General features: G+C 70.6%; 13 protein-coding genes. 5 read left to right on the top strand and 8 right to left on the bottom strand.

Features of this window, described 5'->3' with window-relative positions; translation table 11 throughout:
• The first annotated feature begins 65 nt into the window (after window positions 1-65).
• Window positions 66-974: a hypothetical protein gene (locus tag ABT025_RS01715; RefSeq protein ID WP_350988647.1), complete on the top strand. Its 909-nt coding sequence runs from the start codon at window positions 66-68 to the stop codon at window positions 972-974.
• A 53-nt stretch (window positions 975-1027) separates the two neighbouring features.
• Window positions 1028-2008, top strand: coding sequence for an ankyrin repeat domain-containing protein (locus ABT025_RS01710; protein WP_350988645.1), 981 nt, complete (start codon window positions 1028-1030; stop codon window positions 2006-2008).
• Window positions 2009-2340: 332 nt separating this feature from the next.
• Here the strand turns inward: ABT025_RS01710 and ABT025_RS01705 are convergent, their stop codons facing one another.
• The 4 genes from ABT025_RS01705 to ABT025_RS01690 form a co-directional block, all read right to left on the bottom strand.
• Complete coding sequence (locus tag ABT025_RS01705; protein WP_350988643.1) at window positions 2341-4044, bottom strand: DEAD/DEAH box helicase; 1704 nt, start codon at window positions 4042-4044, stop codon at window positions 2341-2343.
• A gap of 270 nt (window positions 4045-4314) precedes the next feature.
• Entirely contained in the window at window positions 4315-4518 is a 204-nt protein-coding gene (locus tag ABT025_RS01700; RefSeq protein WP_015607926.1) for a cold-shock protein, read from the bottom strand.
• 305 nt (window positions 4519-4823) lie between these two features.
• Window positions 4824-5435, bottom strand: a complete 612-nt coding sequence (locus ABT025_RS01695; RefSeq protein ID WP_350988639.1) for a TetR/AcrR family transcriptional regulator — start codon at window positions 5433-5435, stop codon at window positions 4824-4826.
• Between the two features lie 91 nt (window positions 5436-5526).
• Complete coding sequence (locus ABT025_RS01690; RefSeq protein WP_350988637.1) at window positions 5527-6033, bottom strand: pyridoxamine 5'-phosphate oxidase family protein; 507 nt, start codon at window positions 6031-6033, stop codon at window positions 5527-5529.
• Between the two features lie 168 nt (window positions 6034-6201).
• Between ABT025_RS01690 and ABT025_RS01685 the strand changes: the two genes are divergently transcribed.
• Entirely contained in the window at window positions 6202-6489 is a 288-nt protein-coding gene (locus ABT025_RS01685) for a hypothetical protein (RefSeq protein WP_350988635.1), read from the top strand.
• Here the strand turns inward: ABT025_RS01685 and ABT025_RS01680 are convergent.
• Window positions 6468-7052: a HutD/Ves family protein gene (locus ABT025_RS01680; protein ID WP_350988633.1), complete on the bottom strand. Its 585-nt coding sequence runs from the start codon at window positions 7050-7052 to the stop codon at window positions 6468-6470. The two genes, ABT025_RS01685 and ABT025_RS01680, sit on opposite strands and share 22 nt — an antisense overlap.
• Before the next feature lie 133 nt (window positions 7053-7185).
• Here ABT025_RS01680 and ABT025_RS01675 point away from each other — a divergent pair, with 133 nt between their 5' ends.
• Together ABT025_RS01675 and ABT025_RS01670 are read left to right on the top strand one after the other, a co-directional pair.
• The gene (locus ABT025_RS01675) at window positions 7186-8109 is read left to right on the top strand and encodes a rhomboid family intramembrane serine protease (protein ID WP_350988631.1); all 924 of its coding nucleotides are present in this window, start codon (window positions 7186-7188) and stop codon (window positions 8107-8109) included.
• Between the two features lie 35 nt (window positions 8110-8144).
• The gene (locus tag ABT025_RS01670) at window positions 8145-9380 is read left to right on the top strand and encodes an ArsB/NhaD family transporter (protein ID WP_350988629.1); all 1236 of its coding nucleotides are present in this window, start codon (window positions 8145-8147) and stop codon (window positions 9378-9380) included.
• Window positions 9381-9533: 153 nt separating this feature from the next.
• Here ABT025_RS01670 and ABT025_RS01665 read toward each other — a convergent pair whose 3' ends face one another.
• The 3 genes from ABT025_RS01665 to ABT025_RS01655 all read right to left on the bottom strand — a co-directional run bounded on the left by ABT025_RS01665 (window position 9534) and on the right by ABT025_RS01655 (window position 16717).
• The gene (locus ABT025_RS01665) at window positions 9534-10994 is read right to left on the bottom strand and encodes a glutamate synthase subunit beta (protein ID WP_350988627.1); all 1461 of its coding nucleotides are present in this window, start codon (window positions 10992-10994) and stop codon (window positions 9534-9536) included.
• Entirely contained in the window at window positions 10987-15546 is a 4560-nt protein-coding gene (gltB, locus tag ABT025_RS01660; RefSeq protein WP_350988625.1) for a glutamate synthase large subunit, read from the bottom strand. The genes ABT025_RS01665 and gltB overlap by 8 nt, the downstream gene beginning before the upstream one ends.
• A gap of 436 nt (window positions 15547-15982) precedes the next feature.
• Window positions 15983-16717 (bottom strand): VIT1/CCC1 transporter family protein, encoded by a 735-nt coding sequence (locus tag ABT025_RS01655; protein ID WP_350988623.1) that lies wholly within the window; start codon window positions 16715-16717, stop codon window positions 15983-15985.
• Between the last annotated feature and the right edge of the window lie 117 nt (window positions 16718-16834).

Below are 16834 nucleotides of genomic sequence, written 5' to 3'. Positions count from 1 at the left end.
GGCGCACCCTTCTGCCCCGGTCTACAGTGGTGAGGAGTTGAGCGTCGCGAAGTGGGGGTGGGGACGTGACGGACAGCCCCCACGGCGGCCCGGTGGTGCACGGCTTCCCGCATCTGGCCACCATCCGCTCGGCGATCACCGCGCTCTACCGCCGCCTGTCGTACGACGGCGTCCACCGCTTCGCCCCGAGCCTCGCCCCCGCCGACGCGGCGTTCGCCGACGCGGACGACCTGCATCTCGGTGCGCAGCGGGTGGCCCGGGCGATGGTGCAGCATCTGCGGCTGCCGGACGCCCGGATGATCGTGGCGTTCCGTGCGATGGAGCATGCGGGAAGTGTCGAACTCGCGGCGGGGCCGGAGTACTTCATCGAACTGAACGACCGCTTCCGGACCCATCGCAGGGACATCGGTGCCGCGTTGTCGCACGAGGTCATGCATGTGCTGCTGCACCGGCTCGGCCTGGAGTTCCCGGGGACGCGTGACAACGAGATCCTCACCGACACCGCGGCGGCCTATCTGGGGGCGGGCTGGCTGCTGCTGGACGCGTTCCGTCAGGACGCCACGTCCAGCCAGAAGCTCGGCTACCTCACCCCGGAGGAGTTCGGGTACGTGCTGGCCAAGCGGGCGCTGGCCTTCGACGAGGATCCCTCGCCGTGGTTCACCAGCCCGCAGGCGTACACCGCGTACACCAAGGGCCGGGCTCAGGCCCTGCGCGAGAGCGTGCAGCCGCCGCTGACGGCGGCGGGCTGGTCGGGCCGGCGCCGGTACGCCAGGGACCGGCGGTACGCACAGGACCATCCCGGTTCGGTTCCGGTCCCGGGTCCGGATGTTCCGTACGCCTTCGAGGCCGGCGGCGACGGGCTGCGGGTCGCGTTCCCGTGTCCGACCTGCCATCAGCGCAACCGGGTTCCGGTCCGCGGCCGGGTGCGGGCGCGGTGCGCACTGTGCCGGACGGTGCTGGACTGCACCACCTGAGAGGGCCCGCCACGGGCAAGAGGCCCTGGCGTGCGGCGTATTACAGTCGAAATATGACAGAAGATCCGATGGCGCCGGCAGGGGGCGGGCCAAGCCTGTTCGATGCGCTGTACGAGGGTGAGGACGCCGTCGTACGGCTGCTCCGCGCCGGTGTGCCCGCCGAGTCGGTGGACGAGGACGGTGCGAGCGCGCTCTATCTCGCGGCGGTGTCGGACCGTCCGGGGGTGGTGCGGCTGCTCCTCGCCGCGGGCGCCGACCCCGACCTGGCATGCGGCCCCGAGTCGGGTGATCTGCCGCTGTGCGGGGCGGCGTGCGGCGGGCACACGGAGGTGGTCGAGGCGTTGCTGGCAGCCGGGGCGCGGCCGGATCTGCGCGAGCAGTTCGGGTTCACGGCGCTGCGGTGGGCGGTGGGGCTCGGTCACGCGCGTACCGCCGAAGTTCTGCTGGCGTACGGCGCCGACCCGTGCCTGCCGGGTCCGGAGGGCGAATCGCCTCTGCTGCGCGCCGCCCGCCGGGGCTCCCTGCCGACGGTGCGCGCGCTGTTGCGGCACGGTGCGGGGGCGGTGGAGGGCGCGGCCGAGGAGGCGCTCGGCGAGGCGCGGCGTCTGCTGGACACCGACCTGGAGCAGGAGATGCGGGTGGGCCTGCGGGAGTTGTACGGGGACACGGAGTCGTACGAGGTCGTGGTGGACCGGAGCGTCGTCGACGGCGGCGAGACGCTGACCGTCGAGCTGGTCCGCGACGGGCGGCCTACTGCGGGCCGGGACCAGCAGACGGGGCACGGCGCGATCGCCACGGTGCTGGAGACGGAGCTGGGCCTTTCCGCCCCCTTCGAGGAACTGGCACGGCGGGCTCTGCGGTCCGGGGGCCCGGAGCTGGAGAACTGGCGGACGTCGGCCGAAGCGCTGAGCCAGCGTGGCGGGGAGGAGACCCGCCAGGTGGCGGCCGCGTGGTGCGCGGCGGCTGATCCCTTGCGGCGGGCGTTCGGCGCGGAGGTGCTGGCGCGGTTGGGGGCTGATCCGGTCGGGGGCTGATCCGGTCGGGGGCTGATGCGGTCGGGGGCTGACGCATCAAGCCCGTCCGGCGTCCGAGGACGGAAGCGGCGCCCGGGGCGACCCGGCTGACGCTCCGCCCTCACAACGCCGGACGGGCTTGAGAAGCACACCGGCCCGCCCCGAAAACGCCGAACAAGCTCAACAGACACACTGCCCGCCCCGAAAACGCCGGACGGGCTCAACAGACACACCGCCCATCCGGAAAACGCCGGGCGGGCTTAACGAACAGACCCGCCCGCCCGGAGAACGCCGGACGGGCGGGAAAGGCACACCGGCCCGCCCGGCATCCGGGCGGGCCGGACATCGGCCAGCTACGCCGCGCGGCGGCCGCGCGCCGGGGCGCCGCCGCGGCCGGAACCGCCGGAGCGACCCGCGCCGCCGCCACCGGTACCGCGCGAAGCGCCACCCGTGCCGGTACCGCGCGAAGCGCCACCGCCACCGTTACCGCGCGAAGCGCCACCGGCGGCCGAACCACGGGACGCGCCGCCCGCACCCTGCGCGCCGCTGCCGCCGGCAGCGCCGGCGCCACCGGCGCCGCCGCGCCTGCCCCGGCCCCGGCTGCCGGAACGGAAGCCGCCCGCGGCACCGGTGCCCGTGCCCCCGCCGGACCGCGTGCGCGGCTTCGGCGGAGTCGGCTGCGGGACCTCGACCACGATCGCGATGCCGGACGGTTCGCGCGCTCCGGTGATCCGGGTGAGCTCCTCGTCGCTGGACTTGATCCGGGTGGTGCGGGGCGCGATGCCCGCGTCCTGCATGAGGCGGGTCATCTCCCGCTTCTCCTCGGGCAGCACCAGCGTGACGACGCTGCCGGACTCCCCGGCGCGCGCCGTGCGTCCGCCGCGGTGGAGGTAGTCCTTGTGGTCGGTGGGCGGGTCCACGTTGACGACCAGGTCGAGGTCGTCGACGTGGATGCCGCGGGCCGCCACGTTCGTCGCGACGAGCACGGTGACCTCACCGGTCTTGAACTGGTCCAGGGTCCGGTTGCGCTGCGGCTGGGAACGCCCGCCGTGCAGCGCGGAGGCCCGTACACCGCTGGCGAGCAGCCGCTTGGCGAAGCGGTCGGCGGCGCGCTTGGTGTCGACGAACATGATCACCCGGCCCTCGCGGGCGGCGATCTTCGTGGCGACGGCCTTCTTGTCGGTCTCGTCGAGCACATGGAGCACGTGGTGCTCCATGGTGGTGACGGCACCGGCGGACGGGTCGACCGAGTGCACGACGGGGTCGGTCAGGAACATCTTGACCAGCCGGTCGATGTTCTTGTCCAGGGTCGCGGAGAACAGCATCCGCTGGCCGTCGTCCTCGACCTGCTTGAGCAGGGCGACGACCTGCGGCATGAACCCCATGTCGGCCATCTGGTCGGCCTCGTCGAGGACCGTGATGGCGACGTCGTCCAGGCGGCAGTCGCCGCGCTCGATGAGGTCCTTGAGACGGCCCGGCGTGGCGACGAGCACCTCGGCGCCTCGGCGCAGCGTGCCGGACTGCTTGCTGATCGACATACCGCCGACGACGGTGGCCATCCGCAGGTTGACGGCGGTGGCGTACGGCGTCAGCGCGTCGGTGACCTGCTGGGCGAGCTCGCGGGTCGGGACGAGAACGAGTGCCAGCGGCGCCTTCGGCTCGGAGCGGCGTCCGGCGGTACGGGCCAGCAGCGCGAGGCCGAAGGCGAGGGTCTTGCCCGAGCCGGTACGGCCGCGGCCGAGGATGTCCCGGCCTGCGAGCGAGTTCGGCAGGGTGGCGCCCTGGATCGGGAACGGGTCGGTGACGCCCTGCGCGGCAAGGGTTTTCAGCAGGGCGGCGGGCATGTCCAGCTCGGCGAACGCCTCGACGGCGGGCAGCGCGGGGGTCATGGTTTCGGGCAGGGCGAACTCACCCTGCGGCGGCGTGGCCCTGCGACGGGGCGACGCCTTGCCGGATCCCTTGCCGGAACCCTGTGCGGTTGCCTGTGCCTGGGCCGTGCCACGCCCCCTCGACGGGCGATTGCGGGCGGGACGGTCCTGACGTTCGGAGCGGGTCATACGGAATTGCCCTCCTGGGGATTCCTGGGGAACTACGTGGGACTTTTGGGACTGACTGGGACTGCGGGAGAGCTCCGGGGGTTTGCGTGGACATGCGGACGGACCGCTGTACGCGGCGCGCGGAGCTCTCGGGACACTCGGGGTGCTTCGTCGCACCCGGTGCTGGGCGCTGGACGGCGCCCGGTCTTTGCGTTACTTCCCAGGGACAGCACAAGCCGGGACCCGCACCTTCACGGTGCGGGCCCCGGCTGCGAGGTACGCGTCCGGCAATTAGGCCGGGACGATGTTCTCCGCCTGCGGGCCCTTCTGGCCCTGCGTGACGTCGAAGGAGACCTTCTGGCCCTCCTGGAGCTCACGGAAGCCCTGGGTGGCAATGTTGGAGTAGTGGGCGAAGACGTCAGCGCCGCCGCCGTCCTGCTCGATGAAGCCGAAGCCCTTTTCCGAGTTGAACCACTTCACGGTTCCAGTAGCCATGTCATTCTCCTAAAACAGGTGCAGTGCCGGAAATCCGCACTTTACGAATTCCAAGTCGCCGCATTGAGCCCCACCCGGAGAAAGCCGGAAAACATTAAAGCGCCTGAGGAAGCATTCCCGTCAGGCGCACATAAAGTTCATGGGTACCAAAACTGCAACCGGATCACCGTAGCACGATCTGCCGACCAGCGGTGGGACACGCCGCGCCGCCGGCCGACGGATTTTTGCGCGAACCCTTGGGGCGTCCGGCCTGGAGCCGTTCCGAGCCGTACCGAAACTGTTCGAACCCGTTCCCGCCGGCCGGTTCAAGGACGCAGGGCGATGCCGTCCAGGACCATCGAGAGGTACTGGCGGGCGATCTCCTCCGGGCTGTGCTGCCCGCCCGGCCGGTACCAGGACGCGGCGACCCAGACGGTGTCGCGGACGAACCGGTAGGTGAGGCGGATGTCGAGATCGGCGCGGAAGGTCCGGTCGGCGACACCGCGCTCCAGGGTGCCGAGCCAGGCCTTCTCGAACTTCTCCTGGGAGTCGACGAGGTACTGGAACCGGGGCTGGGCGGCCAGGTGCCGGGCCTCCTTCTGGTAGATGGCGACGGCGGCGCGGTGCCGGTCGATCTCACGGAAGGATTCGGTGACGAGCGCCTCGATGGTCTCCCTGGGGCCGAGCCCGGCGTCGAGGACTGCGTCGTACCCCTCCCAGAGCTCGCCCAGGAAGGTGGAGAGGATCTCGTCCAGCATCGATTCCTTGGAATCGAAGTGGTAGTAGAGGCTGCCCGCGAGCATGCCGGCCGCGTCCGCGATCCTGCGCACGGTCGTGGCGTTGTATCCCTGGGCGGCGAACACCTCGGCGGCGGTGGCGAGCAGTTCGCCACGGCGCTCGGGCGAGGGGGTCACCTGGGGCTTCTTCTTGGTAGGCACCCGCCCATTCTCCGCCCCGCGGCAACGGCCGCGGACGGCCCCGCCGCCCGCTCCCCCGGCCCGGGGGCCGCTCCCCCGGCCCGGCGGGCCGTCAGGGCTCCGTGACCGCCTGTCCGTCGTCGTTGCCCCTGCGGATCGTGCGCAGGGGGTGGCCGGGCCACCAGGACTGGATGAGCAGGGTGTCGCCGCCTTCCAGGCCGATGCGCACCACCTCGGTCAGCTCCACCCGGAAGAGGTGGAAGGGTTCCGGCGGCTTCACCTCGCCGATGAAGCGGGCCAGTACCTCGGGGTCGGTCACCTCCACGGCGCGTCCGGAGATCCGTACGTCGCCGTCGGCCATCTCGGCGTCGGGACCGGGGTTGGCCTGCACCGCGAAGCGGGGGTCGCGGAACAGGTCGAGTGCCTTGCGCGAGTTCGGCATCATGCCGAGGAACGGCTCGCCGAGCCGGAATTCCACTTCGATGCCGGTCACCCGTGGCGAGCCGTCCTTGCGGAGGGTCGCCAGGACGTGGTGCTTGTACTGCTCGAAGCGCTGTCGGACGGTGTCGGCGAAGACGGGTTCCGCCGACCGGAAGTCTGCCCAGGAGGATGAGGTCATGACTCCATCGAACCCGGGAAACCCGACATCCTCTGTCCGGATTACCCAAGGACTGTCGCGTACCACCCGGACGGATGCCGCGCGGGCCCCGGCGTGGTGTGCTGGAAGAGGTAGAGGCCGCCGTCCCGGCGGCGGGGAGGGCCGCTCCCGCCTCCGAGGTGAGTTCAGATGGCGATCTTCATGAAGGCGTCGCTGCCCGGCATGACGACGGACCAGTACGACGCGCTCAACGCGGAACTCCAGGCACTGCCCGGCGACACCTTCGCGGGTTGCCTGTCGCACGTCTGCGTCCCGACCGGTTCGGGCATCGAGGTGTACGACCTCTGGGAGTCCGAGGAGGCCATGGACAAGTTCGGCGCGGTGATGATGCCCGTCGCCGAGAAGCAGGGGCTGCCCGCCTCGGGCGAGCGCCCGAAGGTCTCGCAGGTGCACCGCTACTGGATTCCGGGCTCGTAGCCCGACAGGGTGACCAGCGCCGCGTATCCCTGCGTCCGCAGGACGACCGGCGCCCCGCCGCGCACCAACACCGCGTCGTAGCAGCCGAGCCGGCTGTCCGTACCGTCGATGGCCGCACCGTCCTCAAGCACCACGGCCAGCACCGCCCCGCCCTCCGGAGCCATCAGCCGGAGGGTGCCGCGTACCACCGCGGTCTCGGCCCGTGCGCGGTCCCTGCGGTACATCACGTTGAGGTTCACGACCGGACCCGCCAGCAGCCGCCCGTCGGTCTCCAGGTCGCCCGGGAAGTCGTGCGGCCAGTACGGCTCGTCGACGATGTGGTGCTCACCGCCCACCATCAGGTCCATCCCGGCCCCCTCCACCACGGTCAGGGTGCGGTCGACGCCCGGGAACACGGAGAACGGTCCGTCAGCCGCCACGTCCGCCAGGCTGACCCGCCAGTCGAATCCGTCCGCCGTGGCGCCGGGGGACGCGACGATCTCCCGGGTGGTGCCCCCGCCGTTCCTCCATGCCACCGGTGTGCGGCCGGCGGCACGAAGGATCCGGAACGCCTCGGCGGTCATCAGGGGGCTCCGATCGTCGGGGGTGAGGAACCCCGAGCCTAAACCCGGGTGCGGCACGCTCCTGCGGGTTCGCTATCTTGATCGCCGCCGCCCCCACCGGCTTCTGGTCCATTCACCGACGAAGGAGCCGGCCATGGAGGCCGCCGTCACCACGTGCTATCGCCATCCCTCGTACGAGACGTACGTGAGCTGCACCCGTTGCGAGCGCTTCATCTGCCCGGACTGCATGCGCGAGGCGGCCGTCGGCCATCAGTGCGTGGAGTGCGTGAGGGAAGGGCAGCGTTCGATCCGGCAGGCGCGGACGGTGTTCGGCGGTGCGGTGCCCCGCAGTGCCGTGCCGCTCGTCACGTATGTGCTGATGGGCCTCAACATCCTGGTGTACCTGGGTGAGCTGGTCCGTCCGGGGATCGTCGACCGGTTCGCGATGACGGGTGCCGGGCTGACCGGCCCGGACGGCAGCCAGTACGTCTACGTGACCGGGGGTTTCCCCGGCCTCGACGTGATCGGCGTGGTGGACGGCGAGTGGTACCGGCTGCTGACCGGGGCCTTCCTGCACCTGCCACCGGGCGAATCCTCCTTCGGCTCGCTGCCGTTCGGCGTCCTGCACATCGCCTTCAACATGTACGCGCTGTGGAATCTGGGCCGGGTCGTCGAGGAGCAGTTGGGGCGGGTCCGGTATCTCGCGCTGTATCTGCTGTCCGCGCTGGGCGGTTCCGTTCTGGTCTACCTGATCGCGCCGCTCGACTCCGCGGTGGGCGCCTCGGGAGCGGTCTTCGGTCTCGCGGCGTCGTTCTACGTCATCAACCGGCGTCTGGGCCGGGACATGCACGCGGTGAACCGGTTCCTGGCCGGGTTCCTGATCTGGATGGTGATCTCGGCGGGCTTCACGTCGTGGCAGGGGCACCTGGGCGGGCTGCTGACCGGTGCGGTCGTCACCGTCGTGTACGCGTACGCCCCGGCGCAGCGGCGTGCGCCCGTACAGGCGGCCGGGTGTGTGGTGCTGCTCGCTGTGCTGGTGCTGCTGGTGGTCCTCAAGAGCTCGGCGCTGACGGGCTGAGCGGCACCCGGTGCCCGGTCTGACACGATGACCGCATGCGGAATGATCACTCTGCGCCGGGAGCCGCTCGTTCCGGTGCGGTCTCCCTGGTGCGGCGGCTGCATCCACTGGACTGGCTGGCGGGCGGGCTGCTCGTTCTGGGCGTGACGGCGGTGGTGACCGGGCTGTTGCCGGCTGATCCGGCGGCGGATCAGATGCGGCGCATCGGGCCCCTTCTGGTGTTCCTGGCCACGGTGATCGTGCTGGCGGAGCTGGCGGGCCGGGCGCAGGTCTTCGACGTGGTGGCGGCGTGGGTGGCGCGCGCGGGCCGGGGCCGCTATCCCCTGCTCTTCGGGCTCTGCGTGGTGTTCGCCTCGCTCACCACGATCACGCTGAATCTGGACACCACCGCGGTGCTGCTCACACCGGTGATGCTGGCGCTCGGTACCCGGGTGGGCATCGCGGCCCTGCCGTTGGCGATGACGACGGTGTGGCTGGCCAACACGGCGAGTCTGCTGCTGCCGGTGTCGAACCTGACGAATCTGCTGGCGGCGGACCGGGTGGCGCTGTCCCCGGCCGGTCTGGCCGCGGTGATGTGGCTGCCGCAGCTGGCCGCGATCGGGGTGACGGCCCTGTGCCTGTGGGTGTTCTACTGGCGCCGCGGCCGGCGCGGGGCGGACCGGTACGTCCCGCCCGCCGTGCCGGTGCCCGGTGATCCGGTGCTGTTGCGGATCTGTTCGGTGGCGTGCGGCGGTTTCCTGCTCGCGATCCTGGTGGCGGACGTACCGCTGTGGTCGGCCTCGCTGGTGGCGATGGTGATCGTGGTGGCGGCGTATGCGGTGCGGAGCCGGGAGGAGCTGCGGGTGTCGCTGGTCCCGTGGCGGCTGCTGGTGCTGGTCCCCGGGATGTTCCTGGTCGTGGAGACGGTCGGCGCGCACGGTCTGCACGAGTTGCTGGTGCGGGCGCTCGGCTCGGACAACGGCTTCGTGGGCATGCTGCGGTCGGCCGGGGTGGGTGCGGGGCTGTCCAACGTGCTGAACAACCTGCCGGCGTACGTGGCGGGCGAGGCGGTCATTCCCGCCGACAACCACAACCAGCTGCTCGCCCTGCTGATCGGGGTCAACGTGGGGTCCGTCGTCACCCCGTGGGGTTCGCTGGCGACCCTGCTGTGGTTCGAGAGGTGCCGCTGGCAGGGGACACGGATCTCCGTGCGGCGTTTCGTGCTGACCGGTCTGGTGCTGTCGGTGACGGCGGTGTCCGCAGCCACGTGCGCGCTCGCCCTGGTCACCTGAGGTGCCGCGGAGGAACTGCGGGAGGCACTGCGCAGGAGGGCCCGGAACCGTCCCGGGATGCGCCACGGCGCCTGCCGAATCGTCCGGTCGGGGACGGGCAGGCGCCGCGTTCAGTTCCGTACGCCGTTGTACGGGACGTCTGGTGTGCCGTGATCAGACCGTCAGGGAACGGTCCGTCGGGCGGATCGGGGCCGGCAGTGCGCTGGCTCCGGTCAGGAAGCGGTCCACGCCGCGTGCCGCGGAGCGGCCCTCGGCGATGGCCCACACGATGAGGGACTGGCCGCGGCCCGCGTCACCGGCGACGAACACGCCGCCGACGTTGGTGGCGTAGTCGTCGTCACGGGCGACGTTGCCCCGCGCGTCGAGCTCCAGGCCGAACTGCTGGACCAGACCGTTGGCCTGGTCGGTGCCGGTGAAGCCCATTGCGAGGGTGACCAGCTGTGCGGGGATCTTCCGCTCGGTGCCGGGCTTCTGCTCCAGCTTACCGTCCTTGAACTCCACCTCGACGAGGTGGAGGGCAGCCACGTTGCCGTCCTCGTCGCCCTCGAAGTGGGTGGTGGAGACGGAGTAGACCCGCTCGCCGCCCTCCTCGTGCGCGGAGGTGACCTTGTAGAGCATGGGGAAGGTCGGCCAGGGCTGGTTGGCGTTCCGCTCCTCGCCCGGCTGCGGCATGATCTCCAGCTGGGTGACGGAGGCCGCGCCCTGCCGGTGGGCGGTGCCGACGCAGTCGGCGCCGGTGTCGCCGCCGCCGATGACGACGACGTGCTTGCCCTCGGCGGTGATCGGGGAGACCGTCAGGTCGCCCTCCTGCACCTTGTTGGCGAGCGGCAGGTACTCCATCGCGAAGTGCACGCCGTTCAGCTCGCGGCCCGGGACGGGCAGGTCGCGGGAGACGGTGGCGCCTGCGGCGATGACGACGGCGTCGTACCGGCGCCGCAGCTTCGCGGCGTCGACGTCCTTGCCGACCTCGACCTCGGTGCGGAACTTGGTGCCCTCCGCGCGCATCTGCTCGATGCGGCGGTTGATGTGCGACTTCTCCATCTTGAACTCGGGGATGCCGTACCGGAGGAGTCCCCCGATGCGGTCCGCGCGCTCGTAGACGGCGACCGTGTGGCCGGCCCGGGTCAGCTGCTGGGCGGCGGCGAGTCCGGCCGGGCCGGAGCCGATGACGGCGACGGTCTTGCCGGAGAGGCGCTCGGGCGGCTGCGGGGTGACGTCGCCGCGGTCCCATGCCTGGTCGATGATGGAGACTTCGACGTTCTTGATGGTGACGGCCGGCTGGTTGATGCCGAGCACACACGCCGACTCGCACGGGGCCGGGCAGAGCCGCCCGGTGAACTCCGGGAAGTTGTTCGTGGCGTGCAGGCGCTCGGACGCGGCGGTCCAGTCCTCGCGGTAGGCGTAGTCGTTCCACTCGGGGATGAGGTTTCCGAGCGGACAGCCGTTGTGGCAGAACGGGATGCCGCAGTCCATGCAGCGGCCGGCCTGCTTGCTGATGATCGGGAGCAGCGAGCCCGGAACGTAGACCTCGTTCCAGTCCTTGACGCGCTCGCCGGCGGGGCGGGTCTTGGCGACCTCGCGGCCGGTGGTCAGGAAGCCCTTGGGGTCAGCCATTGGTCGCCGCCTCCATCATCTTCTCGGTGGTCTCCTGCTCGGAGAGACCGGCGAGCTCAGCGGCGTCCTTGGCGGCGAGCACTGCCTTGTAGGTGGACGGGATGATCTTGCTGAACCGGGCCACCGCGGTGTCCCAGTCGGCCAGCAGCTTCTCGGCGACCGTGGATCCGGTCTCCTCCTGGTGGCGGCGCACCACGTCGTGCAGCCACTGCTTGTCGGTGTCGGAGAGTTCCTCGACCGCGCCGAGGTTGCCGACGTTGACGTTGTCGCGGTTCAGGTCGATGACGTAGGCGACGCCGCCCGACATGCCGGCCGCGAAGTTGCGTCCGGTCTCGCCGAGGACGACGGCGTGTCCGCCGGTCATGTACTCGCAGCCGTGGTCGCCCACGCCTTCCGAGACGACCGTGGCGCCGGAGTTGCGGACGCAGAACCGTTCACCGGTGCGGCCGCGCAGGAACAGTTCGCCGCCGGTGGCGCCGTAGGCGATGGTGTTGCCCGCGATGGTGGAGTACTCGGCGAGGTGGTCGGCGCCGCGGTCCGGGCGGACGACGACGCGGCCGCCGGAGAGGCCCTTGCCGACGTAGTCGTTGGCGTCGCCCTCCAGGCGCAGCGTCACACCGCTGGGAAGGAAGGCGCCGAAGGACTGGCCCGCGGAGCCGGTGAAGGTGATGTCGATAGTGTCCTGGGGCAGGCCCGCACCGCCGAACTTCTTCGTGACCTCGTGACCGAGCATCGTGCCGACGGTGCGGTTGATGTTGCGGATCGCGATCTGCGCGCGGACCGGCTGGGCGGCTTCGGCGCTGTCGGCGTTCAGGGCGTCGGCGGCGAGCTTGATGAGCTCGTTGTCGAGGGCCTTGGCCAGACCGTGGTCCTGCTCGGCGATCTGGTGACGGACGGCGCCGTCGGCCAGTTCGGGGACGTAGAACAGCGGGGCGAGGTCGAGGCCCTGGGCCTTCCAGTGCGTGATCGCACGGTCGGTGTCCAGGAGCTCGGCGTGGCCGACGGCCTCTTCGATCGTACGGAAGCCGAGCTCGGCGAGGATCTCGCGGACTTCCTGGGCGATGAACTCGAAGAAGTTGACGATGTACTCGGCCTTGCCGGAGAAGCGGTCGCGCAGGACCGGGTTCTGGGTGGCGATGCCGACCGGGCAGGTGTCGAGGTGGCAGACGCGCATCATGACGCAGCCGGAGACGACGAGCGGCGCGGTCGCGAAACCGAACTCCTCGGCGCCCAGCAGCGCGGCGATGACGACGTCGCGGCCGGTCTTGAGCTGGCCGTCGGTCTGTACGACGATGCGGTCGCGCAGGCCGTTGAGCAGCAGGGTCTGCTGGGTCTCGGCGAGGCCGAGCTCCCAGGGGCCGCCCGCGTGCTTCAGGGAGGTGAGCGGGGAGGCGCCCGTTCCGCCGTCGTGGCCGGAGATGAGGACGACGTCCGCGTGTGCCTTGGAGACACCGGCGGCGACCGTGCCGACACCGACCTCGGAGACCAGCTTCACGTGGATGCGGGCCGCCGGGTTGGCGTTCTTGAGGTCGTGGATCAGCTGAGCCAGGTCCTCGATGGAGTAGATGTCGTGGTGCGGCGGCGGGGAGATCAGACCGACACCCGGGGTGGAGTGCCGGGTCTTGGCGACCCACGGGTAGACCTTGTGGCCGGGCAACTGGCCGCCCTCGCCGGGCTTGGCGCCCTGCGCCATCTTGATCTGGATGTCGTCCGCGTTGACCAGGTACTCGCTGGTCACACCGAAGCGGCCGGAGGCGACCTGCTTGATGGAGGAGCGGCGTGCCGGGTCGTAGAGCCGGTCGGCGTCCTCGCCGCCCTCGCCGGTGTTGGACTTGCCGCCCAGCTGGTTCATGGCGATGGCGAGGGTCTCGTGCGCCTCGCGGGAGATCGATCCGTACGACATGGCGCCGGTGGAGAAGCGCTTGACGATGTCGGAGACGGACTCGACCTCGTCGATGTCGATCGACTCGCGGTCCGGGTTGAACCCGAACAGGCCGCGGAGCGTCATGAGGCGCTCGGACTGCTCGTTCACCCGGTCCGTGTACTTCTTGAAGATGTCGTACCGGCGGTTGCGGGTGGCGTGCTGGAGGCGGAAGACCGTCTCCGGGTCGAACAGGTGCGGCTCGCCCTCGCGGCGCCACTGGTACTCGCCGCCGATCTCCAGCGCGCGGTGCGAGGCGGAGATGCCGGAGGCGGGGTAGCCCTTGGCGTGCCGGGCGGCGACCTCCTTGGCGACGACGTCGAGTCCGGCGCCGCCGATCTTGGTGGCGGTGCCGTTGAAGTACTGCGCGACGAAGTCCTCGTCGAGGCCGACGGCCTCGAAGACCTGGGCGCCCCGGTAGGAGGCGACGGTGGAGATGCCCATCTTGGACATGACCTTCAGGACGCCCTTGCCCAGGGCGTAGATGAGGTTGCGGATGGCCTGTTCGGCCTCGATGCCCTCGATGAAGGTGCCGGCGCGGACGAGGTCCTCGACGGACTCCATGGCCAGGTACGGGTTGACGGCGGCGGCGCCGTAGCCGATCAGCAGGGCGACGTGGTGGACCTCGCGGACGTCACCGGCCTCGACCAGCAGGCCCACCTGGGTGCGCTGCTTGGTGCGGATGAGGTGGTGGTGGACGGCCGAGGTGAGCAGGAGCGACGGGATCGGCGCGTGCTCGGCGTCGGAGTGCCGGTCGGACAGGACGATCAGGCGGGCGCCGTCCTCGATGGCCGCGTCGACCTCGGTGCAGATCTCCTCGATCCGCGCGGCCAGCGCGTCACCGCCGCCGCTCACCCGGTAGAGGCCGGAGAGCGTGGCGGCCTTCATGCCCGGCATGTCGCCGTCGGCGTTGATGTGTATGAGCTTGGCCAGCTCGTCGTTGTCGATCACCGGGAAGGGCAGCGTGACGCTGCGACACGCCGCGGCGGTCGGCTCCAGGAGGTTGCCCGCGGGGCCCAGCACGGAGCGCAGCGAGGTGACGAGCTCCTCGCGGATGGCGTCCAGCGGCGGGTTGGTGACCTGGGCGAACAGCTGGGTGAAGTAGTCGAAGAGCAGCCGGGGGCGCGCGGAGAGCGCGGCGATCGGCGAGTCCGTCCCCATGGAGCCCAGCGGCTCGCCGGCGGTGCGGGCCATCGGGGCGAGGAGGACGCGGAGCTCCTCCTCGGTGTAGCCGAAGGTCTGCTGGCGGCGGGTGACGGAGGCGTGCGTGTGGACGATGTGCTCCCGCTCGGGGAGGTCCTCCAGCTCGATCTCGCCGGTCTCCAGCCATTCCTGGTACGGCTTCTCGGCGGCGAGGGACGCCTTGATCTCGTCGTCCTCGATGATGCGGTGCTCGGCGGTGTCGACGAGGAACATCTTGCCGGGCTGGAGGCGGCCCTTGCGGACGACCTTCGCGGGGTCGATGTCCAGGACGCCGACCTCGGAGGAGAGCACGACGAGGCCGTCGTCGGTGACCCAGTAGCGGCCGGGGCGCAGACCGTTGCGGTCGAGGACCGCGCCGACCTGGACGCCGTCGGTGAAGGTGACGCAGGCCGGGCCGTCCCAGGGCTCCATCATCGTGGAGTGGTACTGGTAGAAGGCGCGCCGGGCCGGGTCCATGGAGTCGTGGTTCTCCCACGCCTCGGGGACCATCATCAGGACCGAGTGCGGCAAGGAGCGGCCGCCGAGGTGGAGCAGCTCCAGGACCTCGTCGAAGGAGGCGGAGTCGGAGGCGTCCGGGGTGCAGACGGGGAAGATCCGGTCGAGCTGCGCCTCGCCGAAGAGGCTGGAGGCGAGCTGGGACTCGCGGGCCTTCATCCAGTTGCGGTTGCCCTTGACCGTGTTGATCTCGCCGTTGTGCGCGACGAAGCGGTACGGGTGGGCGAGCGGCCAGCTCGGGAAGGTGTTGGTGGAGAAGCGGGAGTGGACGAGCGCGACCGTGGTGGCGAAACGGCGGTCGGAGAGGTCCGGGAAGAACGGCTCCAGCTGCCCGGTGGTGAGCATGCCCTTGTAGACGATCGTCCGGGCGGAAAGCGACGGGAAGTAGACCCCGGTCTCACGCTCGGCGCGCTTGCGCAGCACGAAGGCCTTGCGGTCCAGGACGATGCCGGTGCTCTCGCCGTCCGCGACGAAGAGCTGGCGGAACTCGGGCATGGTGGCGCGGGCGCCGTTGCCGAGGATGTCGGGGGTGACCGGGACCTCGCGCCAGCCGAGGACCTTGAGGCCTTCTTCGGCGGCGATCTTCTCGAGGTTGCGGACGGCCTCGGTGGAGTCGTCCGCGGGCAGGAAAGCGATGCCGACGGCGTAGGCACCGGCCTCGGGGAGGTCGAAGGGGACCTCTTCGCGGAGGAAGGTGTCGGGGACCTGGAGCAGGATGCCGGCACCGTCACCGGAGTCGGGCTCGGATCCGGTGGCGCCTCGGTGTTCGAGGTTGCGCAGTACGGTCAGCGCCTGCTCGACCAGCTCGTGGCCGGCCACGCCGGTCAGAGTGGCTACGAACCCGACACCGCAGGCGTCGTGCTCGTTGCGGGGGTCGTACATCCCCTGCTGGGCGGGGCGACCGTCCATGGGCGACCAGGCGTCGGTGCGCATCGGCTCTCCCGTCGTCGTCGTGGCATTTTGAGTGCCGAGGGACGACGTTGGCCCTCTGCGAAATTTCGTGCAGATTACATGATGGGACGCTTCTCAAAAAGCGGATAGCTCGTTCCAACATACGGACACCGCCGTGACGGTGGAGTGGGTCGCAGTCGGAGGATCGGCGCCCGGGAGACCGCAGAGAGCAGGCGTCGTTGCCTGCGGTGTCTACGGCTCATGCCCGGCGGCAAAGGAAACGAAACCGCCGGGTAACGACTACTTATGTGTAGTCCTGCATAGAGTCTCATTTTACGTCGTGTACAGCCGATCCGCCCAGTGGCGGCGATCAGGACGTACGTCACACAGATGACGCACACGTTACGGCCGCGGGCGGGACAGCGGGGCCACGCACACCGGCTGGTGCACGTGGCCCCGGAACGCACGGTCCGGAGGCTCAGCCCCCGACGGCGACGCCGAACAGGGCGCCCAGGCCGTAGGTGATCGCGGCCGCCGCGCCACCGAGCACCAGCTGCCGCAGCCCGCTGAACCACCAGCTGCGGGCGGTGACCCGGGCCACGACCGCGCCGCAGCCGAAGAGCCCGGCCAGGGCGAGCAGCACGGCGGGCCACATCGCGTCCGCACCGAGCAGGAACGGCAGTACGGGCAGGAGCGCACCCAGCGCGAAGGCGCCGAACGAGGACACGGCGGCGACGAGGGGCGACGGCAGGTCGCCCGGGTCGATGCCGAGCTCCTCACGGGCGTGGATCTCCAGGGCCTGCTCGGGGTCGCGCGACAGCTGCCGGGCGACCTCACGGGCCAGCCCGGTCTCGACTCCGCGGGACTCGTAGAGCGCGGCCAGCTCCCGCTCCTCGTCCTTGGGGTGCTTGCGCAGCTCCCGCCGCTCGACGTCGAGCTCGGCCTCGACGAGCTCGCGCTGCGAGGCCACGGAGGTGTACTCACCGGCCGCCATCGAGAACGCTCCCGCGGCCAGACCGGCCAGGCCGGTGATCACGATCGTGCGGTGCGAGACCGCGCCGCCCGCGACGCCGGTCATCAGGGCGAGGTTCGAGACGAGCCCGTCCATTGCACCGAACACCGCCGGACGCAGCCAGCCGCCGTTCACATCACGGTGGGTGTGGTTGTCCCGGTGCGCCTCGTGCAGTACGGCGTCGGTCTCGATGATGGACACAGCTCTCCTCTTCTCCGGCAGCGGAATTCGTGCGCTCCGCCCCGCTCGACACCATCGAAAGTACGCACGAAAAATGGCTCCCGCCAGCAAGGCAGGCCGTACTTACCACCCTGCGTA

It is taken from the genome of Streptomyces sp. NPDC002809 (genome assembly GCF_040295435.1).
GTDB lineage: Bacteria > Actinomycetota > Actinomycetes > Streptomycetales > Streptomycetaceae > Streptomyces.
This window is presented reverse-complemented; position numbering and strand designations above follow the sequence as displayed.